This window comes from Peribacillus phoenicis (genome assembly GCF_047238085.1).
Classification (GTDB): domain Bacteria; phylum Bacillota; class Bacilli; order Bacillales; family DSM-1321; genus Peribacillus.
Genome location: NZ_JBDFMF010000001.1, coordinates 1,683,730 through 1,705,074 on the forward strand (window position 1 = coordinate 1,683,730; position 21,345 = coordinate 1,705,074).

Sequence of the window (21,345 nt, forward strand, 5' to 3'; positions counted from 1 at the left end):
GACAATATCCGGAGATTATGAAGGAGCGAAATTATGTTATCAAAAGAAAAAATAACCCGTATTAATGAACTTTCTAAAAAGGCAAAGACTGAAGGTTTGACGGAAGTTGAGGCGAAAGAGCAAACCCAATTGAGAAGTGAGTATTTGGAAACATTCAGAAAGTCCATGACCGATACGTTGGAGCATGTGAAAGTCGTTGATCCAGAAGGTAATGACGTCACTCCTCAAAAGATAAAAAATATAAAAGAAAAAAGAAACTTACATTAATGCTTGAATTCCTCTCATGGAACGAGGATCCTATTAGCATTTAGGAGTAAAAAGGGAGTGCATGCATGTATGTATTCTCCTATTTAGTTTAATCTAAATAGGGGGCTTCTCTTATTTCTAGAAAATTTTAATATTGAGGCAGTAAATAGTGATTTTAGTTGTGATATTATGCTTGTCACTATAATATAAAGAGGTACATTACAGGAAGGGATGTTTTTACAATATGTTAGATAAATTAGATGCACTTTCTATCAATACGATTCGTACATTATCAATTGATGCAATTGAAAAGGCTAATTCCGGCCATCCAGGTATGCCAATGGGGGCAGCGCCGATGGCGTATAAACTATGGACCGAATATATGAACCATAACCCGAAAAATCCAGATTGGTTTAATAGAGATCGCTTTGTTCTTTCAGCTGGACATGGTTCTATGCTGTTATACAGCCTTCTTCATTTATCGGGCTATGGCTTATCTATCGATGATTTGAAAAGCTTCCGTCAATGGGGCAGTAAAACTCCAGGACATCCTGAATTCGGACATACGGCTGGTGTAGATGCAACTACCGGGCCGCTTGGACAAGGTATCGCAATGGCAGTCGGAATGGCAATGGCTGAACGTCACTTGGCAGAAAGCTATAACCGCGATTCTTATAATGTGGTCGATCATTATACATATAGCATTTGTGGAGATGGAGATTTAATGGAAGGTGTTTCTGCAGAAGCCGCTTCATTAGCTGGACATCTACAACTCGGAAGACTTGTTGTTTTATATGATTCTAATGATATTTCCCTTGACGGCGACTTAAGTCAATCATTTAGTGAAAGCGTAGCAGACCGGTTCAAATCTTATGGATGGCAATATATCCGCGTTGAGGATGGCAATGATCTTCAGGAAATTGCTAAAGCGATTGAAGAAGCGAAAACCGACGATGCACGCCCAACATTAATCGAAGTGAAAACGGTTATTGGTTACGGTTCACCAAACCGTTCAGGTAAATCCGCTGTTCACGGCGCTCCGCTTGGTGCAGATGAGCTTAAATTGACAAAAGAAGCATATAAATGGACATTCGAAGAGGACTTCCATGTTCCGGAAGAAGTGTATTCACACTTCAATGAAGCTGTTGTTGATGCTGGCGCTCAAAAAGAAGAAGCTTGGAATGAATTGTTCAAAAATTACAAAGAAGCACATCCTGAGTTAGCACAGCAATTGGAGCTGGCCATCAAAGGTGAACTGCCTGCTGAATGGGATCAGGAAATTCCGGTCTATGAAGAAGGTAAAACAATAGCTTCCCGTGCTTCAAGTGGGGAAGTGCTAAATGCGATTGCCAAACGGGTCCCTAGCTTCATTGGGGGTTCTGCGGATTTAGCCGGATCTAATAATACTGCCATCAAAGGTGAGACTGATCTATTACCTGGTAATTACAGCGGCCGTAATATATGGTTCGGTGTACGTGAATTCGCTATGGGTGCGGCTTTAAACGGAATGGCACTTCATGGTGGATTAAAAGTATACGGAGGAACATTCTTCGTATTCTCTGATTATCTACGTCCTGCCATTAGAATGGCAGCACTAATGGGACTGCCTGTAAACTATGTATTCACTCATGACAGCATTGCTGTAGGGGAAGACGGACCGACTCATGAGCCAATCGAACAATTGGCATCATTGCGTGCAATGCCTAACCTAGGGGTAATCCGTCCAGCTGATGGCAATGAAACGGCAGCAGCCTGGAAAGTGGCTATGGAGTCTACAAATAAACCAACTGCCCTTGTACTTACTCGTCAAGGATTGCCAACAATTAAAGACACTTCCGAAACTGCGTATGAAGGTGTTTCAAAAGGTGCTTACATCATCTCTGCTTCTAAGAAAGAAGTAGCCGATGCATTACTTCTTGCGACTGGATCCGAAGTGAACTTGGCTGTGGAAGCACAGAAAGCTTTAGCGAACGAAGGAATTGATGTTTCTGTTATCAGCATGCCATCATGGGATCGATTTGAAACTCAATCTAAAGAATATAAACAAAGCGTAATCAATCCGGCAGTGAAGAAACGTCTAGCTATCGAAGTGGCTTCACCGTTTGGTTGGGATCGTTATGCAGGTGATGAGGGTGAAATATTGGCCATCAATCATTTCGGAGCTTCTGCACCAGGCGGTAAGATCATGGAGGAATTCGGTTTCACTGTAGAAAATGTAGTTTCTCGTGTTAAGGAAATGCTTAACTAATAGTAATGGAGAACTGACACCAACTAGATTGGTGTCAGTTTTTTTATCAAAACAATCCTGATTTATATTGCGTGCTCCCATTCTAAAGGGAAATCTTCCATTCGACAAAAAAAGAAGAAAATTTCTCCAGCAAACAACATATCTTTTTAGTTTGTCAATATATAATGAGAATAAATAAATTTCGTTTGAATGTGTCAGTTAAAGGGGAAAGTTATCAATAGTGGAAAATAGTGGAGAGGTCCCTGGTGGTTAGTTGTTTTCGTGACCAAAATAGGAAAGCTAGGAGGCATTGGCTGATGAGAACCTATCAAATTTATTTAATCGAAGATGAATTTGCCCATCATTATTATGGAAGAGAAAAGCTATTTTTCAATTTGTTTTTGGAGTATATTCAAGCAAAGGGCAGACTGAAGAGTATTTTGCAAAAACAAATCGAATATGTCACCAAAACAGTCCCGATTATCCAGTTGCAGTTAGCTATTGAACAACGTTTGCAAAAAAAGATGAATTATTGGAATCAAAATGGAAAATACTATTTAGAAAAAACAAACGGATCAAGTAAAGCCGTTTTAATCATTCAGCATGATTCCATTACTCTAAAAGCTGAAGGAGACTATGAAGCGGAGACGGCTTTCTTTGAAAGTATTCGAAAATATGAAGCGAGTTTTCTGGCCATTGATTTTGAACATGAAAAATACGGTTGGTTAAAACCGATAAAAGAAAGAAAATTTGTCTAAATGGGGGACTTTTCAGTAGCGGGTATTGTATAATAACCTTTGGTCTAGTACACTGATGTTAGACAACACGAAGGAGGAAATAGTATGTGGGTTTACATTCTAGTTGGCGTACTGGCATTGATTGCTGGAGTAGTGCTGGGATTTTTCATCGCTCGTAAATACATGATGGATTACTTAAAGAAAAATCCGCCAATTAACGAACAGATGCTAAAAATGATGATGATGCAAATGGGTATGAAACCATCCCAAAAGAAAATTAATCAAATGATGAGCGCCATGAATAAACAACAAACAAAATAAGTTAGCATGAATCCTTGATATATCAATGTTCTTGAAAGATTGGATGCAAAATTTTATATAATATCGAAATGGTTGATCCATTTAGACTGAATCCTTCCACCGATTTTATATAAAATTTTGGTTTATCTTTCATTTTTGTTTCTTAAGCCACTTTTTCTGAATGAATGATTCAGTAAAGGTGGTTTTTGTTTTGGAATTGATAGATATAATTGAAGAGTATGATTATCATTGTTTAGCAAAAGGATTTACGAAGAAAACGATGATTAACAAGCGACAAGAGCTTAAACAAATGAGGATCCTTTAAGCAGCTTTTTGTGAGCTTTTGGCCTTTCAACTCACCTCATTGGATTTCCTGTTATATATTCCTCTTTTACACAACAATTTAAAAAAACTGAAACCATCTTATGCATCGATATAATACTTGCAGCTTGTAAACCAGCCTTTTGTTTACTCCTAATATAAGCTTTTAAATCAAAGAGATACCAGTATGATTGTCAAAGGGAAAGGGAAAGGGAATAAGGAGAGGATAGTATTCATCAGTCCGGCTCTTAAAAAGGTACTGATCAAGTATGAAAGATATAGAAAGGAATATATCATGGATAAGGAAATAAAAGAAGATTGTTATTTCCTTAAAATTAGCACATGCAGATAAGATGGATGAAATGTTGACTTATATCCTAAGCAAGAAGATGGTGAATTATTAATTACCATCAATAGGCTGTTACTAGAAATGAAGATGATCAATGTAAACTTTACATATGGTAATTACAATCAGAATAAGGTCAGTAACTAAATGGATATTAAAGAAGCTTATATAGAAGAATTTTTCAACCTTACAAAACGTACATTCGTTAGACAGACTTGAACGTAAAATTATGATTTATTGGAATAAAGTTAAGACAGTGTGTATTGGAAAAGGTGATGTAACAGAATAACATAGGCTAACTACCAAGGATGAAATTCAATTAAACATGCAAGTTGAAGATGAGGTAATGATTGAATTAGGTTGTGAGGATAAGCAGGATATAGTTAAGAAGGAAATGTGGAAATACAATAAGAAAGAAGTCAATAAGATTCTAACAGAGAAAGCTAACATTATTAGGAATGTAGGTAAACTTACACGAAATAGCCAATAAAGTTGTTTTCTAGCTCACTTTCCAAGTGCAGGAAAGTTCCTTGGATCAGAACGCTATGAAAAAAGATAATTTGCGTCCAAACTTCAACCTGGATTCCTATAGTATAGAACTATTAGAAAGAGAAGATTTAGTATTGAAGGCATCCGAGTAATCGGGTGTTTTGTATTTGGATGAACTTTATACATAGAAAAAGCACTTAACCTAAATGGTCGAGTGCTTTTTGAGTCTTATTTAATACTTCTTTATTCTTATTAATGAAAACTTTATTTCTTAATATCATTTCTTTATTATTAAGCTCATCAATCAGTTCGGTAGTATTGTCCAGTTTCTCTAGAAGTGAGACTATTGATGGCATTGCTAATAATTCATGGAAAGCTATGTTTGTTTTAGTAGATAAGATTTTTAGCTCAGTAAGTTGACGAGGAGATAAAAAAGACTCAAATGGTTGCCTTTCATTTATTTCCATGATTGTACCCTCCATATGATGATGAATTATTAAATTGTAATTTAATTATAAAATAGATAAGTTCAATAAATGTATTAATCATGTAAAGATTCGATGAATTGCAGAATAAAGGAGGGATTTGAGTAATTGGGTGTTTTTTTATTTTTGCGAAAATACATAGTCGAAAGTATCACTTTCCCTAAGATACCTTATGGGAAAGATGATCAAATTGAATTAAATGCTAAATCCATAAACTAAGAGATAAGCTGAGAGAGATACCAAAACCATTCAACCCTAGGTCAAGTTACGATGCTCCTAAGATTTATAGAAACCTCAGTGAGAAAATGTTACTGAACTATTATTCGAATAAAACATTATTTACCATGAAATATATGGTAGTTTTATATAGTGGTAAATTTATACAGGGGAGATGTTAATGTATTATGGGTTTTAAAAAAGGTATGATTTCCATTATTTCTTTTGTTTTATTTGTAGGTATTGTATTTTCACCGATTTCTATCCAAACAAATCAATCGTCGGCATATGCTGCTACTACAATTGAAAAGGATAAAATTCTATCAGTATTAGAAGTTATACAAAATGGTATTGTTGAAGAAAATGATGAAATTAAGTTAAACTTAGATTATGCTAAAGAAAATGGTCTATCGACTGCTGAAGTTAACAATCTCCAACAGGCACTTATTGGGATTTCTTCAGATGATTTAAAAGAAATTGAAAGCGCAACAGCATCATTAGAGAAAGAAATACTTAAACAAGACGATTTTATTCAAATAAACGAACTATCAGCGTCAGCTATAGGTAGACATTCTCCACCGCCTTCAGGTTTCGAAAAGGCTTTAAAACTTGTATTTGGGGCTGTTGTTGGGATGACTGTTGCTACTTTAATAGTTCAAGACTTGTATAAATTAGGAGCTTATTCTGCTTGCCACAAATGGGGTAAAAAGAAACCTAAAGTTAAAAAGGCTTGTAAAGCACTAGGATACTGGTAAAATATCCGAAACTAAGGGGGAAACACATTGTTTGACATACCTGACTTTTCGAGAATAAAAATGCTGAAATTATCGTTACATTCTTTGCTTTTATGCATTTTATTAAGCTTAGTTAGTTTAATTATCAACGATGTTTTTTCAATTATCGTTGATAAAAGAATTAATTTAAATTTATTTTTTATTCCAATAATCATGGTTTTTTGGGTTTTGATAGCTGTTAAAAAACCAACATACCAAAAATGATTTCTGGATAGGAGTCTGGGCACAATGCTCAGACTTTTTATATTTGTGTTAGAAGAAGAAATGCAAGCAGGGTTCAATTATCGACTTGCTTCAATTGAAGACCTTCATGATTACGTAGCTGGCACAGGTGAGATATTTACATACAACGTTGAAACTGCAGAAGGTGTTGCTAAATGGCATACTGAAGAATTTCACGAAGAGTCTCCAATGGATTACATCTGTAAATATCGGGTGATTAACTAATTAATAACAGATACCTTCCTTTTATTATAAAAGAAGAAAGATAAACCTAAAACTAGTAGTAGGAATAAAAAGTTATAGACAAAATTCAATTTTAAAGGTATATTTTTCTCAACAGAAGAAGTGAGCCTAAAGGGAACAAAAACATTGATGTATCAGGGTTTTTCATGATGATGATGCAAATGGGTATGAAACCATCCCAAAAGAAAATTAATCAAATGATGAGCGCCATGAATAAACAACAAACAAAATAAGTTAGCAATTATAAGATAAGCAAATCATAACTACCTTGAAGAGTGAATCTTTCATCATAAATTTTCCTTGTTTTTGCTTTATCTTTCGTTACTAATCCGAAACTTCTTTCTCTGGTGGGAACTAAATCAGAGAGAGGGGTTTTTTGTGTTGGTAGGGGATAAGCAAGAGGGCAATCAGGGAGCATGAAAGGTTTCATATAGAGGAAATCTAGTTCATGGACTTTCAAGACACAGGATTCATCAAATTCAGAAACTTACTATATTTCATGTATGGTTTCTGAATTTGAGTGCCTGGCCATTCAATTTTACATATAATACTTACGGTTTTAAGACGACTTTAATGCAACCGTCTGTCCTTGTATCGAATACTTGGTAACCATGTTTAGCTTGATCCAATGGTAGTACGTGGGTTACGACATCGCCGGGATCCACTTTTCCTTCGGATATGAGTTTATAGAGATATGGCATATAAGGAATAACAGGAGCTTGTCCGGTCTTAATATCCACGTTTCTTTGAAAAATATCTCCTAGCGGAAATCCGTTATAACGCCCACCGTAAACACCGGTAATTTGAATGGTTCCTGCTTTACGTACGGCTTGGGAAGCAATTACAAGACCACCCATGGCACCTCCGTGTAACTTAAGGCCTGTTGCAAGATATTCCATAGGCGTCATTTTACCGCTCATGCCCGAACAGTCAATTACGATATCAGCTCCGCCTTTAGTTATTTCTTTGAGATATTCGCCAACGTTTTCATATTGTTCAAAATTAACCGTTTCAACTTTATTTGTCCTTTTTGCATGTTCTAAGCGATAGTTGAGATAATCGACGGCAATGACCCTTTTCGCTCCTTTAAACCAAGCGAATTTTTGAGCGAGTAATCCAACGGGACCACAGCCCAAAATGATGACTGTATCACCAGGTTTAACTCCTGCATGGTCTACACTCCAAAATGCAGTTGAAGCGGCATCGGCGAGTAATACCAATTTCTCATCTTCGACCTCACAGTCTTCTGGAATCTTAAAGGGAGTGAAATTCCCATAAGGAACCCGCATGTATTCCGCTTGTCCACCCGCATACCCACCTGTTGTTTCTGAATATCCAAAAAAGCCTCCCATTTCCCCATGAGGATTTGAATTATCGCACTGACTTGTAAGATCGTTGTCGCAATACCAGCAGCTTCCACAACTAACATTAAATGGGATGATTACACGATCTCCCTTTTTCAATTTATTTACACCCGGACCAACTTCCTCGACAACCCCCATTGGCTCATGTCCAATAACATAATCCGTTGGCATATTTGGAATCATTTGATGAATCAAGTGCAAATCCGAACCGCAAATGGCTGAAGTTGTAATTTTTACGATAATATCATCTGAATTTTTGATATGGGGATCCTTAACCTCTTTAACCTGCACGTTTTTACTGCCCTGGTAAGTTACGGCTTTCATAAAATTTCCTCCTCTATTTATTCGGCGTCGCAAACATACCGAGTCTATCTGTATCGTTAGGAAATAACTTCATCCCAGCGATGCTGACTGCCATATCAGCTGATTTCAGATCCAATTCAACTTGCTTTCCAACATCATTTGGATAGAGCCAGCCTTTACTTATCATTAAATCGGTTATTGCTGCATGTAAATCAATGGATTGCTCCATTTGCCGGTATAATGCTTTTCGCAATTCTGGACTTGCTGTTTCTGACAAAGCGATACCATACGTATGAATACCGCTTTTGACCGTCAGTAGGAAATCCAGGGCAAAAGAGGAATCTGCCATTTCAGGCATATGTTCAGCACCTTGGGGATCTAAAAAGTCCATTTCCATTAAAGCTCACCTCATTGTTTATAGTTTGTTCGGGCACCTTCGTAAAAAGTCTTTAGTTCATTAATGGCTACTATGGATTGTTGTACGTCCTTTTCCATTAATGCTTTCAAATCATTATCAAAACAAATTCCTTGCATCAATTTGGATTTCATTAAGCATATTGTTTTAAAATTTATTATTTCATGCGTCTCCATGGTCTCGTGAAATGCGAGCTTTTCATTTTCCATTCACTCACCTCCTAAGTCTAGGTAACAACAGTAATTTTCCCTATTCAACACTCAGGTATACAGAGGACTATATGTTGTTTTCCAAATGGTTTTAACCTTCTAAAAAAATGAAAAGGAATGAATAAGAGCTTTTGAACAACGAAAGATAAGTAAGTGATTGTTACTGAAAGGAGAGATACTTCTAGTGGAAAAGTTGGGACTGCATGAAACGTTAGAACTGCATGAAATATTGAATTTCAAAAGCCTTTGTCTATCAAAAGCTTCTACAATGAATGGGTTAGTCCAAGATACGGAATTAAAAAACATTCTTTTACAAGACATGAGCAACGGAAGAGAGCATATTCAAAAATTACAGGAAATCCTGGTAAACCAAGGCGAGGGAAGACAATGACTAACTTTTTGCAAAATATGGCGGGGATGGGTGGTATGACCGATCAGGTGATTGCTACTGACTTTCTGAATTCTGCCAAATCAGGAATAAGGAATACGGCTTTCGCCATAACAGAAACAGCTTCACCTGAATTGAGGGCTGCATTACGGGAACAGCTTAGGGTTGCTGTAGAAACACACGGGGTCATTAGTGATTATATGATCTCGAAAGGTTATTATCATCCCGGGGATATCAGTGAACAATCACAAGTGAATATAAGAGCGGCAAATACTGCAATTACCCTTTCGCAACAATAAGTAGTAACCAATTGTTGAAGATGGTCAATGAAGCCTCCTATCCTAAGTGGATAGGGGGAATTTCAATGCAATGAAAAAGTAATCAACAAAGTTTAGGACTCGGTTGAGTTTTTTGAGTTGACTTTATCAACTGTAAACATTAAAATTACAGTAATCTCCTTGAGGAGGATGCGAAAAGTGAATAGTGATTTTACAATAGCTGTGCATAGTTTGGTCTATTTAGCTTATCTACCAGATCATATGGCAAGCAGTGAGTCTATCGCAGAAAACGTTTGTACAAACTCGGCAAGGATTCGGAAAATGATGAGCTGCTTAAGAAAAAAGGGATTTGTTAAAACGAAAGAAGGTGTGGGCGGAGGCTATATTCTAGACTGTAATCCTGAAGAGGTAAGTTTGGCAGATATTTATATAACGGTCTCACATGGAACCTTGAAACCGAAATGGTGTACAGGTGATCCGGAGAAAAAATGTGTCATATCCTCCAATACCCAGGTAGTCATGGATCAAATATTCGATGAAGCGGAATTGTATTTTGAAAAATATTTGGAAGATATAAGTCTCAGCACTTTTTTGGAAAAAATTAAACAATGTCCGTGATATTGATTTAGTTTTTTCTTTGCACAAAATGTATATTTTATTAATACAGTTAATAACTATAGTTTTAATATTAAATGAACATAAAAGGGGTGTTAAGGAAATGGTTGAAAACAATCTGTTCAAAAATGGGGATTGGGTACAGGGAAAATCAAGAGATGGAGAACTTATCCATGGTTTCGTTGAAAACGTGAGCGATAATCGTGAAATTGTTAAAGTGAATGTGGTGGAAAGTGACAATGAAAAAGCGGTTGGAAAATCGATTTGGATTCCAAGTAGATGGACTGAAAAGCTGCCGGATCTAGAAATCAGTAACGAAACACATCTTTTGGCTTTAATTGATTTGGCTTTACTTTCTAAAGATGAAACATGGTTCATGGAGTTATCCGGTAAATTGGAATCCATCAAAATCCATCCTAAAATGAATGCCAGGAAATCAGAGGCTTTTATCCCGGGAAATAGAATCGCAAATTTTGATTTAAAATAGATGGTGAGTAAAGACCATAAATATTTCGGATAATACAAGGAGGAAATGATCATGACAATAGAACATGTTACAGATGATAATTTTGCTAGTGAAATCAAGGAAGGTTTAGTATTAGTTGATTTTTGGGCACCGTGGTGCGGTCCGTGCAAAATGATTGCCCCAGTTCTTAATGAAATCGATGAGGAAATGGGTGATCAGGTTAAGATAGTAAAACTTAATGTGGATGAAAATTCAAATACGACAAGCGAATATGGAGTGATGGGAATTCCAGCACTTATTCTATTCAAAGATGGAGAAAAGGTAGATCAAGCTATTGGCTTCCAGCCAAAAGAAGCCATTTCGGCATTAATTGAAAAGTATGCATGATATTTAGATTAGTTTGCGGATTTGATTTGATTTGATTTGATTTGATTTGATTTATTATACAAACCGGTGGGTTACAAAATGGAGGATTACTAAATGAATTCTAAATATACACCATTATTTGAATCGTTCAATTTAGGAAAGGGAATAGAATTGAAAAATCGATTGGTGATGGCGCCTATGACAAATTTCTCTTCTAATTCTGACGGTACCGTTACCGACGCAGAAGTTAATTATTATGAACGCCGGTCAAGCGGTGTCGGCATGGTTATAACGGCATGTACTTACGTGATGGCTAATGGCAAAGGTTTTCACGGGGAATTTGGCGGAGATCAGGATGAATTGATACCTAGTCTAAGTCGTTTGGCATCAGCGATTAAAGCGAAAGGGGCAAAGGCAATTCTCCAGATTTTTCATGGCGGCCGAGAGGTTCCGCCGGAATTGGTAGATGGCGATGTTGTCAGTGCAAGCAATATCCCTTCGGAAGGCGAAGGGAAAGCAGTTCCGCGTCCACTTTCTGAAAAGGAAATAGAATCGATCATACTCGACTTTGGTGAAACCACCCGACGTGCCATTGAAGCGGGATTTGACGGAGTGGAAATTCACGGTGCTAATGGTTACTTGCTACAGCAATTCTTTTCGCCTCATTCAAACCGTCGTGAAGACAAGTGGGGCGGTTCCCTTGAAAAGCGCCTGACTTTTCCATTAGCGGTTGTGGATGAAGTGAAAAAGGCTGTTGCTGAACATGCCAGGGATCCGTTCATCGTAGGATATCGTTTTTCACCGGAGGAGCCGGAAACACCAGGAATCACCATGGATGATACACTAGCATTAATTGATGGACTTGTAACAAAGGATTTGGATTATCTTCATGTTTCATTAATGGATTTCTGGTCGAAAGCAAGACGGGGAGCTGACGTTGACCGACCTCGGATAGAAATTATAAAAGAACGTATCGGAGATCAAGTTCCCGTCATTGGAGTTGGTTCCATCTATACAGCGGATGATGCGATCAAGGCACTGCAATCCGGGATTCCATTAATCGCATTAGGGCGTGAAATTATAATCGATCCTGAATGGGTACAAAAAGTGGAACAAGGCAGGGAAGCTGATATCGTGACAAAAATAAACAAAGATAATCAGCTGCAACTTGATATTCCAGATCCATTATGGCAAGCAATCATCCACTCTCCAGGATGGTTTCCAGGAGTAGAATAAAGTAAAAAATAAAAAATGCATTAATGGGTTTCAAATAACCCCGAATAAGGAACACATATAAAAGTGTTCCTTATCCGGGGTTTTTAATGTTTATGGAAGGGGAGTGGTTTTCAAGTTGAATCCTTAAGAATGAATAACTATTTCTAAGCTGTTTCGGAAAATAAAAAAGGGAAAGACTTTCGAATTTTTATTAATCAGCAATTAAGTCTCACCGGCAGATACATTCGGAAATTTTGTGAGGATAGGGGCTATCTTTACGGAACACGTGAATAAGGTTAGGAAGGACGTTAGGTAACACCAGAAGAGCAACCATTAATTAATGGCTGCTCTTCTGGTGTTACCTTCTTTTTAACAGAATAGCTAATATCAAAGATATTTGCAGAGAAATGATAAGTAAAAGAGACAACATATAATCACTATCTAAAGATGCATTATAGCTAAAGATAAAAAATAAGATCACTGATATTATTAGAATGAAAATGAAATTAATAATGATTTGCCTCATGGTCCCCCCCATTTTAACAACAGATCAATAAGACAGCGTCAATGCATATGACCTTGTATCTGTAGTATTATTTGGTGTAATAGATAAACCGGCCGGATAAACTGACACAGAAGGTGTACCAGAAATTCTCTTATGACCATACGTTATTTTAATGTTTATTTTACCATTTTTGGATGTGGGAACATATACATATTGTCCAATATATCCTTTATGCTTGGTTTTACTAGTAGAAGCCCTTATATCATATGAACCAGCCACTCCAGCGCTTGGTTCCCAATTACTTGGGGAATACTTGATTGCATAATCAATCCAACGTCCATTTCCTTGTTGATCTTGAGAATATCTGTGCTGGTGTTGTTTTACTTTCCCTCCACTAGTTGGCAGGTACAGTCCTGAACTTGAAGGGAAACCAATTGTCATTTTATCAACTAACGTATATGAAGGTGTTTTTAGCCATTGAAAGTTACCGTATATATAAAATTTATCTTCTTTTGAACGATCACTTTTTACTTTATATACAGTTCCCCCCATTTTTAAAGTTGTTGCAGCAATTGATGCAAAAGTGCTGATTTGCCCTGGTTTAGTAACTTCTAAGTCATATATAACCATAAATTCCGATCCAGAATCTATAACTTTAGCCTCCTCTTCAATTAATCGTCTTGAAACTTCAACAGGTAAATCCTCGGATTCTTCTTGAGTATTGCCGACTTCATTTACAAGATAATTCAACTCTTCTGGTGTCAGTCTTTCTTCGCTAAGGCTTGTACCATTTTCCTCGGCAAATCCTGTTGCAGCAAGACTAAAAGAAAATAAAAATACTGTCACAAAAGATAAAATCCTCATTTATTTTTCCCCCTTTTTCATTGATCTCTTTATTACTGTATTTTTCTGTTTTCAAGTGCTAAGGAATATTCATCGAAGTAAGGTTTATGAAAGAGTAAATGATTATGTCATCACTCGGGGATTTATATTGTTTATCTAGGTATGATCTTTTTTTACTAGAGTCTATATATCGATCGTTTGTTTACTGAAAGCCATAGGAACAAAATAAAGTACCATTGATTTCTATTATCTTCAGTCAGGATGGGATAGGAGCACTTTAACTGTCTCTGAGGGAATATATAACTTAGTTCTATAAAAAAATAGCGTTTCTTTTGATTCATTGAGGACACACCGGAGATAAAAAAACATGAGGTTATGATCATTCTTATTATTACTGTACTCTATTATTCTTGATTATGAGTCTTAGTTTTTAGACATGATATTTCAAATTAGGAACTATTGTTTTCAATCCAAAATTTTCTTATGTAAGAACATAAAGAATAGGATTCGATGGTACTCTATAATTCAATGGCATTATTCCAATATTGAAACCATCTTATTTAAATATGGGACAACCTATGTTCCAATTTCCTCAACACTGTAATCGAAGTATCCATTATTCGAGTTATAAGCTTTGATAACCGATAGAAAAATTTCTGGACAATGGGGAAAAAGAAAAAACACGGAGTGGATTAAACCAACTCCGTGTTACCCGTAATGTAGGGATTTAGCAAACCCAAGCGATTTCCTTAAAATAGAAAGGAATCAAGTGAGTATGGGCCAGCTCCCGTTAACGCTATGCCAATCGCCACTGCAAGGATGGCAAGATTATATTCATAACCGTTTTGAGTTGCCCAGTAACCATTTGGTCCATGGACTTTAACGATCGCAACGAGCATAGTAAGTGCAATTAATATACCTGCAAAGGGTGTAAAGAGACCTAAAGCAAATAAAGCTCCGCCAATAAGTTCTGATAGACCAGCAAATAGGGCCATGGTAACTCCTGGCTTCATGCCAATCGAATCAAACCAGCCTCCTGTACCTTTCAAGCCATGACCGCCAAACCAACCAAATAATTTTTGAGCCCCATGACCAACAAACGATAAACCGATTACTACCCGTATAACTAATAAGCCTATACCAATCATTTATGATTCCTCCTGGAATTTATTTTGAATTTAGATATCTTTAATTCGAGATTTATACTTAAAAAATAAGGGGTGTTATCTCGAATTAATTTATCTTTAATTAAAGATAATATTATTTTAGTGATTTGTCAAACATAATTTTATCTCTAATGCTTATTTCAATAGGGAGGGTTTTGGAAAACAGGTGAGCTTAGCCTGGAGCAGAACAATAAACCACTTTACTCATGCGTTTTACGCGTTAATCGTGAGTTTCGCACTTTTACTCGTCAAATTTGCTGATTTACTCGTGAGTTCTACGCAATTACTCGTATATTACTCAATTTTACTCATGAACAGTATATGAAATTCAATTTCAATTTTATTGTAGGTGCCGACCTGGAATTAAGGAATCGTTTAGGAACAGGCCGCTCATTTAAATAATGAACATTTGCAATATGATTGGTGTCCCTTTTATTGGGATATCAATCGTATTCAATTTAAGTTTTCCTTTTTCAACGGTGTAATTATCGTGGGGCTGCAATACGCCATTTATGAATAAATTCATATAGGATACTTTTGATGGATCCAGTATTACCTGATTTTCTATGTCAGTTATTCCGTCTTTTTCTTCATAAATCCGTTGGCAGCCATTTGCAATAGCATAAAATTCATAAGAAATGATTCTTTTTGGGATTCTCGTGCGAACTTCGTTGGGAGAGCACATAGGGAAAAACAACAAAGGTCTCGGGATTTCTGGATCCTCTTTAATGAATCGGCAATATTTACTGTTCATTTCTAAAACTCTCCCCTTTTCTTATCTCCTATACATTTTATAAAAAGTAAGGATTATCGTGAGGACCATTTTTGAAAATTGTCTATACAATTCCTTTCGCAAAGTCATAGCATGGAGAGAAGAGAGGTGAATATTTTGCCGTTAAAAATAATGAAGTTAGCGATTGCGGCTACCTCGGTGATTAATGTGAATCCACTGATCACGCGATTATTTTATGAGGCGACTGCCACATCGACTGGTCCAACCACGCTTTCAATTGATCCAGCAAGTTTTTTCTCGGATACTGGTGATCCTGCGACTGTACTGCCTGCATTAAGTGCGGAAAACAGTTCATATGAGGTGTTTATTAATGGGGTGCTGCAAATGGAGGATTTAACAACATACACACCAGGTGCCACTGGGGTAGGAAGTCTTGTGATCACTGTTCCGGACGGTTCTTCCATCTTAGCTGGATCTCCTATTGTTCTTGTTGTGACAAACTATGCACCGACATCCGATGTTGATATTGCAACATGATTTCTATGCATTATTTTAAATGAAAAAACAGGAAAACAGGCAGTGCCCATATCGCTTGCCTGTTTTTTAATATAGCAAAGGATATGCCTATGTATTCAAATTGAGAAAGAATGTAAAAAGGGGAGATTGACAGCAAAATAAATCATATAATAACATATGTGGTTATCAATGGGAGAGGTACTGGGTTAAAAATTTGTACCGGTTTTATAAAAAAGTTCATTATATTTATTTAATAATTGATCAAGTTGCTGGCTGTATTCAACGGCAACATGTGAGTTTAAACCATCTTTAGCGACAATCTTTATAAGTTCATTTCTCTTCAATTCAATCTGTTCGAGAAATTCATTCTTTTTAGCCATTATATTTCCTTTCTGGCCCCAACATATTTTCATGGTACCATTAAATTATGTGTTCGTTGTAAAATCTGTATGAATATAACAATTATATCGGCTTGGACTAATGAATTCAAATAAGTTATCTTATGGAAAATTAAACCGTCGCCCCATTCTGTTTTTAGGCAATTGGCTGTCATGAAATATTCACAGTTCCATAAATGTATTTTTTTATCTTATTTGTTACAATGTTTATAGGTTGACATACATAGGAGTGAGCTTATTTGAATGATATTAATATGTTTTTAGCATTTGGGGCGGGATTCCTGAGTTTTATTTCGCCATGCTGCTTACCGCTATATCCGGCCTTTTTATCTTATATCACTGGTATGAGTGTAGGTGAAATCAAATCCGAGAACGCCATGCTCCAAAGAAGAAGCATGCTGCATACCTTATTCTTCCTGCTTGGGTTTTCTCTGGTTTTTATTGCAATAGGTTTTAGCACATCATACCTAGGTTCTTTCTTCTCGGATTACAAAGAATTAATTCGTCAGATCGGCGCCATCCTGATTATCATTTTTGGTTTATTCATTGTAGGAATCTTTCAGCCGAGATCTTTGATGAAAGACAGCCGCTTTGAATTCAAGAACCGACCTAGCGGATATATAGGTTCCATTCTTATCGGACTTGCCTTTGCCGCTGGATGGACCCCTTGTGCAGGTCCGTTGTTAGGCGCTGTCATTTCACTGGGTGCAACTAATCCTAGTGCTGCCATGAGCTATATGACTGCCTATATTTTAGGATTTGCCATACCGTTTTTCATATTATCCTTCTTTGTCGGAAAATTGAAATGGATCAAAAAGTACAGCCAATACATCATGAAGATTGGCGGATATTTAATGATTATAATGGGTGTGATTTTGTTTTTTGATTGGATGACCAAAATAATTGCAGTCCTGTCTAGACTATTCGGTGGCTTTACGGGTTTTTAGTCCATAATAAGTTATTTTTTCAATAATCTAGTTGATTTCCTGCTATTAGGACTGATGGTGTCAATTTCGTTGATTTTGGGTCTAATGTCTGTCACTAAGCTGTCGGTATATCAAAATTAAATCCTGACCTAAGAAATTAAGAAGGAATTTCAGGCCGCAAAGGGTATAATATGCTCTCTGCTATAGGTGGTCAGCAAAAATATGGTTATCGAAGGCTATAGAAGCCGTGGTGCAAGATTTTATCTTCAAGCCTTTTGACGAGGGCGGGGCATTGGAAGCATCAAAAGGGAGCTTATTTAAGAACACCTCCTTGTTTATCTCAAATAGGTAATATATACTTTGTTTATAAATTGAAGTCATATATAATTTTTAATGGTACTTACCTATTTTTAGTTTAAAGGGATGGTTAATAGATGATATATATATCAACAGGTATAGCGATTGTGATGGCTATAGGTGTTTTCATATTACGTATGAAGGAAACGAAAAAACCAGTGAATGAAAAGAAAATCATCTTACCGCCGCTGTTTATGAGTACGGGTGCTTTAATGTTTATTTTCCCGATGTTCCGTGTTACTCGATACGAATTGCTGGAGGCTATTGTTGCAGGGATGTTATTTTCCATCTTATTGATTAAAACATCTAAATTTGAAGTAAGAGATGAAAAAATTTATATTCTGCGCTCTAAAGCGTTCATATTCATATTGATTGGGCTCATGGTGATTCGACTGGTGGCAAAACTGATGCTGGGGAGCACGATAGAAATCGGTGTATTGAGCGGAATGTTTTTCTTACTTGCTTTCGCGATGATCGTTCCGTGGAGAATTGCCATGCTTTACCAATATAAAAAAGTTAAAGCAGCCAGTTTCGGCGGAAGCAGTATGGTGTGATAATCTAAAAAACCTGAGTCGATATTCATGATGACTCGGGTTTTTCATTTGCCTGGAAACTTTTCATGAGTAAAAAAATATGCAAAAACCTAGTAATTTCATCCGGATTATATTATATTAGTATTATTATTTTATTTAAGGAGGAAACGGTACATGTTACAAATGATTGTGTTTGGGATTATTTGTGGTTTACTGCTGGGATTTGTGCTTCAAAGAGGCCGTTTCTGTGTTGTTGGTGCATATCGTGATTTGATTTTAGCTAAAGATGGACGGATGTTTTTGGCTACTTTTGTTGTAATAGCAATACAAAGTATTGGTGTTTATGCATTGAATGATACAGGAGTCATTCAGTTTGGAAATGATGGTTTTCCATGGTTGGGAACAATTGTGGGTGGCTTTATTTTTGGTATTGGTATGGTTCTGGCAGGGGGTTGTGCCACTGGAACATGGTATCGTGCCGGAGAGGGCATGATCGGAAGTTGGGTTGCCCTTTTTGGATATATGCTAGGGGCAGCAATGACGAAATATGGTGTATGGAAAGTGGCAGGGGATAATCTGTTATCTTATCGTACAAATGATACGTATATTCATGAAACGTTAAATGTTTCGCCTTGGGTGCTTGTGATTATTGTGACACTCTTGGTTGGCATATTGGTGATTCGTGAATTGAGAAAGCCGAAACTGCCAATTTTTAAAATGAAACCGAAAAAAACGGGATTGGCCCACATCTTATTCGAGAAACGTTGGCATCCTTTTGTTACAGCATTATTGGTCGGCCTTATTGCAATCATGGCATGGCCGCTAAGTGCAATGACAGGCCGAATGTTCGGACTTGGAATTACAGCGCCTTCCGCGAACATTTTAACTTTCCTTATAACCGGAGATGATGCGTTAATCGATTGGGGTACGTTTTTAGTATTGGGCATTTTCCTCGGTGCTTTCATTGCAGCCAAAGGGAGCGGGGAATTCCGTTGGCGTTTGCCTGATATGAAAACGTTACGTAACAATGCAATTGGCGGTGTAACCATGGGATTCGGCGCAAGTGTTGCCGGGGGATGTACAATCGGAAATGGTCTGGTGAACTCGGCGCTATTTGCTTGGCAAGGTTGGATCGCAATTGTCTTTTTCCTGCTGGGTACATGGGTAGCAACTTATTTCACGATTATCCGTAAGCAAAAGCAGACAGCAGCTGCATCCAAAGCGGCTTAAGAGACGAGCCGAAAATTTTTGATCAAGGAGTGGAATATAAATGGCAAAGGTATTGGAAACGACTGGGATGGTATGTCCATTCCCTTTAGTGGAAGCAAAAGAAGCGATAGTGGACATGGCAAAAGGAGAGGAATTGATCATTAATTTCGATTGCACACAAGCAACGGAGAGCATTCCGCGTTGGGCTGCTACTGAAGGTCATGAAATCACGGAGTTTGAGCAAATCGATGACGCTAAATGGCGAATAATCGTGAAAAAGGGAAAGTAAATTGATTGGAAAAAAACGTGCTCGGGTTTCCTGTGCACGTTTTTCTATTTTACAAGGTTGAATGATTGGCGCTGGAAGCTCCCAGTGATAACATGGCTTTAACCACTTTTTTTAAGGAGATGTTGATAATGGTAGACGAGGTCATTTTAAACGATGTTCCAATTCATGTTACTGATTTTCATGCTGAAAATGTAAAGGATTCTGAAGGTAAGGAAATGAGGAAAATCAGTTTCAATTTCAAGGTTACACATAATGAATATCATGATATTACAACACTGCTTTATCAAATGGTATTTGATATAAAGATACCACAGTCAAACGAGGAGTTTAGAGCAGAGATCTTTAACTATGCAACTTCGGTAACGAATCTATATGAAGAAAATGCGGTGGGGGATTTTTCGCTTGTCTTGCTGGAAGTGAACGGTCCAGAATGATTGCATTGCCAGTCTTGTAAAGATATGGGTTACTGTCTATAATAATAGTGACGATCATTCTATACATATGAGGTGGTACTTTGCTTAGCGGATGGTTTTTATGGTTTATTCTATTTTGGGTAGCCCTGTTAATTATATTGATGAGCATAGGTGGCTTTTTCATGTTTCGAAAGTTCCTGAAAAGATTTCCCAAAGAAGATGGGAAATCCGATATGGATTGGGAAGAATACTATTTGGAGCAAACAAAGCACTTATGGTCAAAGCAGCAAAAGGAATTACTAGAAGATTTAGTGAGCCCTGTGCCAGAACTTTTTCGTGATGTTGCACGTCATAAAATCGCAGGGAAAATCGGAGAGTTGGCGTTAAAGGAAAAAGCGGGCGATATTACGGAAGATTTAGTAATACGCGGCTATATCATTGCCACACCAAAACGTGACCATAAATTTTTACAAAAAAAATTAGCTGAAAGAAAGGTGAATATGGGTCCATATGAACACTTATTCAGCTAATGATGAAAAAAGCAGACTCTTTTGGAGTTTGCTTCAGTTTGTAGACAAAAGGGGTTCAGAATAAAAAAATTTCGAACCCCTTTTAAAATTCCCTTTGAAATTTTGACCAAAGGTTAAGAGATTTGGGCTCTTCGAGCCACTAGGTTATGCTATTTTAGGACCTAGCCATGTCCACATGGCCATCTTCTTTAAATTAATGGCAGCGAAAGTAAGCATCGATTGCATCGACAATTTTTTAAGTCCCCTTAAAGTAGTACAACGCATACCTTGCTTTTCTTTTGCATCCGCGAATACACACTTAATAGTCGCATGGAACGAATAGCGAAGGTATATTGAATGAATATCAGTTTAACTAAAATAACTGGGCATTACTTCGGCGTCTTACCTCTGAATACATATCTTTAACCAAGTCATGAATGAAAGTGAAGTCAATGGAAGCCTCAATTTTACGAACCAAATGGTTCGCCGGCACCAGTTGATCAAAAGTAATCATTTCAAGTTGATCTCGTTGAATAGAAAGATGTTTCGAAAACATCCTCATCAGCTCAAGTTTTAATAGATTTATTTTAAAACAAAAAAGACTGTAGGCAAAAGGAGTTCTATTTAAATTTTTAAACATAGTTGATTGGAACGGAAGGTGCGAGACTCCCGCGGAAAGCGAGTGCCTGAAGTGGAAATCAAC

Annotated in this window: 29 protein-coding genes and 2 pseudogenes; 21 read left to right on the top strand and 10 right to left on the bottom strand. The window is 37.0% G+C overall.

All coding sequences use genetic code 11. From position 1 onward, the window contains the following. The first annotated feature begins 33 nt into the window (after window positions 1-33). From ABC374_RS08155 to ABC374_RS08175, 5 genes are all read left to right on the top strand, one after another. Complete coding sequence (locus ABC374_RS08155) at window positions 34-267, top strand: DUF896 domain-containing protein (RefSeq protein WP_241594277.1); 234 nt, start codon at window positions 34-36, stop codon at window positions 265-267. Window positions 268-490: 223 nt separating this feature from the next. Continuing rightward, on the top strand, window positions 491-2,494 hold the full coding sequence (gene tkt, locus ABC374_RS08160) for a transketolase (protein ID WP_413016924.1): 2,004 nt from the start codon (window positions 491-493) through the stop codon (window positions 2,492-2,494). A gap of 296 nt (window positions 2,495-2,790) precedes the next feature. Then, the gene (gene sirA, locus ABC374_RS08165; protein WP_413016926.1) at window positions 2,791-3,231 is read left to right on the top strand and encodes a sporulation inhibitor of replication protein SirA; all 441 of its coding nucleotides are present in this window, start codon (window positions 2,791-2,793) and stop codon (window positions 3,229-3,231) included. Between the two features lie 84 nt (window positions 3,232-3,315). Beyond that, window positions 3,316-3,531, top strand: coding sequence for a YneF family protein (locus ABC374_RS08170; RefSeq protein WP_034312934.1), 216 nt, complete (start codon window positions 3,316-3,318; stop codon window positions 3,529-3,531). A 971-nt stretch (window positions 3,532-4,502) separates the two neighbouring features. Beyond that, a complete protein-coding gene (locus ABC374_RS08175) occupies window positions 4,503-4,667 on the top strand; it encodes a hypothetical protein (RefSeq protein WP_350302206.1) in 165 nt (54 codons plus the stop codon). A 196-nt stretch (window positions 4,668-4,863) separates the two neighbouring features. Here ABC374_RS08175 and ABC374_RS08180 read toward each other — a convergent pair whose 3' ends face one another. Next, entirely contained in the window at window positions 4,864-5,133 is a 270-nt protein-coding gene (locus ABC374_RS08180) for a hypothetical protein (protein ID WP_350302207.1), read from the bottom strand. Window positions 5,134-5,555: 422 nt separating this feature from the next. Between ABC374_RS08180 and ABC374_RS08185 the strand changes: the two genes are divergently transcribed. From ABC374_RS08185 to ABC374_RS08195, 3 genes are all read left to right on the top strand, one after another. After that, a complete protein-coding gene (locus ABC374_RS08185; RefSeq protein ID WP_413016929.1) occupies window positions 5,556-6,122 on the top strand; it encodes a hypothetical protein in 567 nt (188 codons plus the stop codon). Between the two features lie 267 nt (window positions 6,123-6,389). Then, window positions 6,390-6,608: a hypothetical protein gene (locus ABC374_RS08190; RefSeq protein ID WP_413016931.1), complete on the top strand. Its 219-nt coding sequence runs from the start codon at window positions 6,390-6,392 to the stop codon at window positions 6,606-6,608. 101 nt (window positions 6,609-6,709) lie between these two features. Then, window positions 6,710-6,859, top strand: coding sequence for a YneF family protein (locus ABC374_RS08195; protein ID WP_413020299.1), 150 nt, complete (start codon window positions 6,710-6,712; stop codon window positions 6,857-6,859). Between the two features lie 318 nt (window positions 6,860-7,177). Here the strand turns inward: ABC374_RS08195 and ABC374_RS08200 are convergent, their stop codons facing one another. Genes ABC374_RS08200 through ABC374_RS08210 form a run of 3 tightly spaced genes read right to left on the bottom strand, consistent with a single transcriptional unit; the run spans window position 7,178 to window position 8,917 of the window. Beyond that, window positions 7,178-8,314, bottom strand: a complete 1,137-nt coding sequence (locus ABC374_RS08200; protein ID WP_350302210.1) for a zinc-dependent alcohol dehydrogenase — start codon at window positions 8,312-8,314, stop codon at window positions 7,178-7,180. A gap of 13 nt (window positions 8,315-8,327) precedes the next feature. Continuing rightward, window positions 8,328-8,690 (bottom strand): spore coat protein, encoded by a 363-nt coding sequence (locus ABC374_RS08205; protein WP_350302211.1) that lies wholly within the window; start codon window positions 8,688-8,690, stop codon window positions 8,328-8,330. A gap of 11 nt (window positions 8,691-8,701) precedes the next feature. Then, complete coding sequence (locus tag ABC374_RS08210) at window positions 8,702-8,917, bottom strand: spore coat protein (RefSeq protein WP_413016934.1); 216 nt, start codon at window positions 8,915-8,917, stop codon at window positions 8,702-8,704. A 184-nt stretch (window positions 8,918-9,101) separates the two neighbouring features. On the opposite strand from ABC374_RS08210, the gene ABC374_RS08215 reads away from it, so the two are divergent. The 6 genes from ABC374_RS08215 to ABC374_RS08240 all read left to right on the top strand — a co-directional run bounded on the left by ABC374_RS08215 (window position 9,102) and on the right by ABC374_RS08240 (window position 12,266). Beyond that, window positions 9,102-9,308, top strand: coding sequence for a hypothetical protein (locus tag ABC374_RS08215; protein ID WP_137024438.1), 207 nt, complete (start codon window positions 9,102-9,104; stop codon window positions 9,306-9,308). Then, a complete protein-coding gene (locus ABC374_RS08220; RefSeq protein ID WP_350302213.1) occupies window positions 9,305-9,604 on the top strand; it encodes a spore coat protein in 300 nt (99 codons plus the stop codon). The genes ABC374_RS08215 and ABC374_RS08220 overlap by 4 nt, the downstream gene beginning before the upstream one ends. Before the next feature lie 177 nt (window positions 9,605-9,781). Continuing rightward, window positions 9,782-10,201: an RrF2 family transcriptional regulator gene (locus tag ABC374_RS08225; RefSeq protein ID WP_413016936.1), complete on the top strand. Its 420-nt coding sequence runs from the start codon at window positions 9,782-9,784 to the stop codon at window positions 10,199-10,201. A gap of 100 nt (window positions 10,202-10,301) precedes the next feature. Further along, the gene (locus ABC374_RS08230; protein ID WP_350302214.1) at window positions 10,302-10,685 is read left to right on the top strand and encodes an IDEAL domain-containing protein; all 384 of its coding nucleotides are present in this window, start codon (window positions 10,302-10,304) and stop codon (window positions 10,683-10,685) included. A gap of 51 nt (window positions 10,686-10,736) precedes the next feature. Further along, window positions 10,737-11,051 carry a thioredoxin gene (gene trxA, locus ABC374_RS08235; protein WP_137020079.1) on the top strand — a complete coding sequence of 105 codons (315 nt, stop codon included), beginning with the start codon at window positions 10,737-10,739 and terminating at the stop codon, window positions 11,049-11,051. A gap of 93 nt (window positions 11,052-11,144) precedes the next feature. Further along, window positions 11,145-12,266 carry an NADH-dependent flavin oxidoreductase gene (locus ABC374_RS08240; RefSeq protein ID WP_413016939.1) on the top strand — a complete coding sequence of 374 codons (1,122 nt, stop codon included), beginning with the start codon at window positions 11,145-11,147 and terminating at the stop codon, window positions 12,264-12,266. Between the two features lie 529 nt (window positions 12,267-12,795). Here the strand turns inward: ABC374_RS08240 and ABC374_RS08245 are convergent. From ABC374_RS08245 to ABC374_RS08255, 3 genes are all read right to left on the bottom strand, one after another. After that, the gene (locus ABC374_RS08245) at window positions 12,796-13,614 is read right to left on the bottom strand and encodes a hypothetical protein (protein ID WP_413016941.1); all 819 of its coding nucleotides are present in this window, start codon (window positions 13,612-13,614) and stop codon (window positions 12,796-12,798) included. A gap of 728 nt (window positions 13,615-14,342) precedes the next feature. Continuing rightward, window positions 14,343-14,741 (bottom strand): DoxX family protein, encoded by a 399-nt coding sequence (locus ABC374_RS08250; RefSeq protein WP_137020082.1) that lies wholly within the window; start codon window positions 14,739-14,741, stop codon window positions 14,343-14,345. Window positions 14,742-15,153: 412 nt separating this feature from the next. Then, a complete protein-coding gene (locus tag ABC374_RS08255; RefSeq protein ID WP_350302218.1) occupies window positions 15,154-15,513 on the bottom strand; it encodes a DUF4183 domain-containing protein in 360 nt (119 codons plus the stop codon). 135 nt (window positions 15,514-15,648) lie between these two features. Here ABC374_RS08255 and ABC374_RS08260 point away from each other — a divergent pair, with 135 nt between their 5' ends. Further along, complete coding sequence (locus tag ABC374_RS08260) at window positions 15,649-16,029, top strand: DUF4183 domain-containing protein (RefSeq protein ID WP_350302219.1); 381 nt, start codon at window positions 15,649-15,651, stop codon at window positions 16,027-16,029. Window positions 16,030-16,214: 185 nt separating this feature from the next. Here ABC374_RS08260 and ABC374_RS08265 read toward each other — a convergent pair whose 3' ends face one another. After that, window positions 16,215-16,388 carry an aspartyl-phosphate phosphatase Spo0E family protein gene (locus tag ABC374_RS08265; protein ID WP_084737866.1) on the bottom strand — a complete coding sequence of 58 codons (174 nt, stop codon included), beginning with the start codon at window positions 16,386-16,388 and terminating at the stop codon, window positions 16,215-16,217. A gap of 257 nt (window positions 16,389-16,645) precedes the next feature. Here ABC374_RS08265 and ABC374_RS08270 point away from each other — a divergent pair, with 257 nt between their 5' ends. From ABC374_RS08270 to ABC374_RS08295, 6 genes are all read left to right on the top strand, one after another. Then, window positions 16,646-17,353, top strand: a complete 708-nt coding sequence (locus tag ABC374_RS08270) for a cytochrome c biogenesis protein CcdA (RefSeq protein WP_350302220.1) — start codon at window positions 16,646-16,648, stop codon at window positions 17,351-17,353. Window positions 17,354-17,766: 413 nt separating this feature from the next. Beyond that, window positions 17,767-18,243, top strand: coding sequence for a CcdC family protein (locus ABC374_RS08275; protein ID WP_137018031.1), 477 nt, complete (start codon window positions 17,767-17,769; stop codon window positions 18,241-18,243). Between the two features lie 153 nt (window positions 18,244-18,396). After that, window positions 18,397-19,452: a YeeE/YedE thiosulfate transporter family protein gene (locus ABC374_RS08280; protein ID WP_413016945.1), complete on the top strand. Its 1,056-nt coding sequence runs from the start codon at window positions 18,397-18,399 to the stop codon at window positions 19,450-19,452. Window positions 19,453-19,492: 40 nt separating this feature from the next. Continuing rightward, on the top strand, window positions 19,493-19,720 hold the full coding sequence (locus ABC374_RS08285; protein ID WP_048685981.1) for a sulfurtransferase TusA family protein: 228 nt from the start codon (window positions 19,493-19,495) through the stop codon (window positions 19,718-19,720). Between the two features lie 128 nt (window positions 19,721-19,848). Further along, window positions 19,849-20,154 carry a DUF3219 family protein gene (locus ABC374_RS08290; protein ID WP_350302222.1) on the top strand — a complete coding sequence of 102 codons (306 nt, stop codon included), beginning with the start codon at window positions 19,849-19,851 and terminating at the stop codon, window positions 20,152-20,154. 80 nt (window positions 20,155-20,234) lie between these two features. After that, window positions 20,235-20,663 (top strand): DUF2621 domain-containing protein, encoded by a 429-nt coding sequence (locus ABC374_RS08295; RefSeq protein WP_137018029.1) that lies wholly within the window; start codon window positions 20,235-20,237, stop codon window positions 20,661-20,663. Between the two features lie 144 nt (window positions 20,664-20,807). Here ABC374_RS08295 and ABC374_RS08300 read toward each other — a convergent pair. Continuing rightward, a pseudogene (locus ABC374_RS08300) lies at window positions 20,808-20,969 on the bottom strand (transposase); the annotation flags it as partial. Beyond that, window positions 20,969-21,198 (bottom strand): annotated as a pseudogene (locus ABC374_RS08305) (transposase); the annotation flags it as partial. The pseudogenes ABC374_RS08300 and ABC374_RS08305, both read right to left, overlap by 1 nt. Window positions 21,199-21,345: the final 147 nt, after the last annotated feature.

Excerpts from the sequence above, each read along its gene's own strand:
- ABC374_RS08155 (WP_241594277.1), top strand. The coding sequence starts at position 34 with ATGTTATCAAAAGAAAAAATAACCCGTATTAATGAACTTTCTAAAAAG.
- tkt (WP_413016924.1), top strand. The coding sequence starts at position 491 with ATGTTAGATAAATTAGATGCACTTTCTATCAATACGATTCGTACATTA.
- sirA (WP_413016926.1), top strand. The coding sequence starts at position 2,791 with ATGAGAACCTATCAAATTTATTTAATCGAAGATGAATTTGCCCATCAT.
- ABC374_RS08170 (WP_034312934.1), top strand. The coding sequence starts at position 3,316 with ATGTGGGTTTACATTCTAGTTGGCGTACTGGCATTGATTGCTGGAGTA.
- ABC374_RS08175 (WP_350302206.1), top strand. The coding sequence starts at position 4,503 with ATGCAAGTTGAAGATGAGGTAATGATTGAATTAGGTTGTGAGGATAAG.
- ABC374_RS08180 (WP_350302207.1), bottom strand. The coding sequence starts at position 5,133 with ATGGAAATAAATGAAAGGCAACCATTTGAGTCTTTTTTATCTCCTCGT.
- ABC374_RS08185 (WP_413016929.1), top strand. The coding sequence starts at position 5,556 with ATGGGTTTTAAAAAAGGTATGATTTCCATTATTTCTTTTGTTTTATTT.
- ABC374_RS08190 (WP_413016931.1), top strand. The coding sequence starts at position 6,390 with ATGCTCAGACTTTTTATATTTGTGTTAGAAGAAGAAATGCAAGCAGGG.
- ABC374_RS08200 (WP_350302210.1), bottom strand. The coding sequence starts at position 8,314 with ATGAAAGCCGTAACTTACCAGGGCAGTAAAAACGTGCAGGTTAAAGAG.
- ABC374_RS08205 (WP_350302211.1), bottom strand. The coding sequence starts at position 8,690 with ATGGAAATGGACTTTTTAGATCCCCAAGGTGCTGAACATATGCCTGAA.
- ABC374_RS08210 (WP_413016934.1), bottom strand. The coding sequence starts at position 8,917 with ATGGAAAATGAAAAGCTCGCATTTCACGAGACCATGGAGACGCATGAA.
- ABC374_RS08220 (WP_350302213.1), top strand. The coding sequence starts at position 9,305 with ATGACTAACTTTTTGCAAAATATGGCGGGGATGGGTGGTATGACCGAT.
- ABC374_RS08230 (WP_350302214.1), top strand. The coding sequence starts at position 10,302 with ATGGTTGAAAACAATCTGTTCAAAAATGGGGATTGGGTACAGGGAAAA.
- trxA (WP_137020079.1), top strand. The coding sequence starts at position 10,737 with ATGACAATAGAACATGTTACAGATGATAATTTTGCTAGTGAAATCAAG.
- ABC374_RS08240 (WP_413016939.1), top strand. The coding sequence starts at position 11,145 with ATGAATTCTAAATATACACCATTATTTGAATCGTTCAATTTAGGAAAG.
- ABC374_RS08245 (WP_413016941.1), bottom strand. The coding sequence starts at position 13,614 with ATGAGGATTTTATCTTTTGTGACAGTATTTTTATTTTCTTTTAGTCTT.
- ABC374_RS08250 (WP_137020082.1), bottom strand. The coding sequence starts at position 14,741 with ATGATTGGTATAGGCTTATTAGTTATACGGGTAGTAATCGGTTTATCG.
- ABC374_RS08255 (WP_350302218.1), bottom strand. The coding sequence starts at position 15,513 with ATGAACAGTAAATATTGCCGATTCATTAAAGAGGATCCAGAAATCCCG.
- ABC374_RS08265 (WP_084737866.1), bottom strand. The coding sequence starts at position 16,388 with ATGGCTAAAAAGAATGAATTTCTCGAACAGATTGAATTGAAGAGAAAT.
- ABC374_RS08275 (WP_137018031.1), top strand. The coding sequence starts at position 17,767 with ATGATATATATATCAACAGGTATAGCGATTGTGATGGCTATAGGTGTT.
- ABC374_RS08280 (WP_413016945.1), top strand. The coding sequence starts at position 18,397 with ATGTTACAAATGATTGTGTTTGGGATTATTTGTGGTTTACTGCTGGGA.
- ABC374_RS08285 (WP_048685981.1), top strand. The coding sequence starts at position 19,493 with ATGGCAAAGGTATTGGAAACGACTGGGATGGTATGTCCATTCCCTTTA.
- ABC374_RS08290 (WP_350302222.1), top strand. The coding sequence starts at position 19,849 with ATGGTAGACGAGGTCATTTTAAACGATGTTCCAATTCATGTTACTGAT.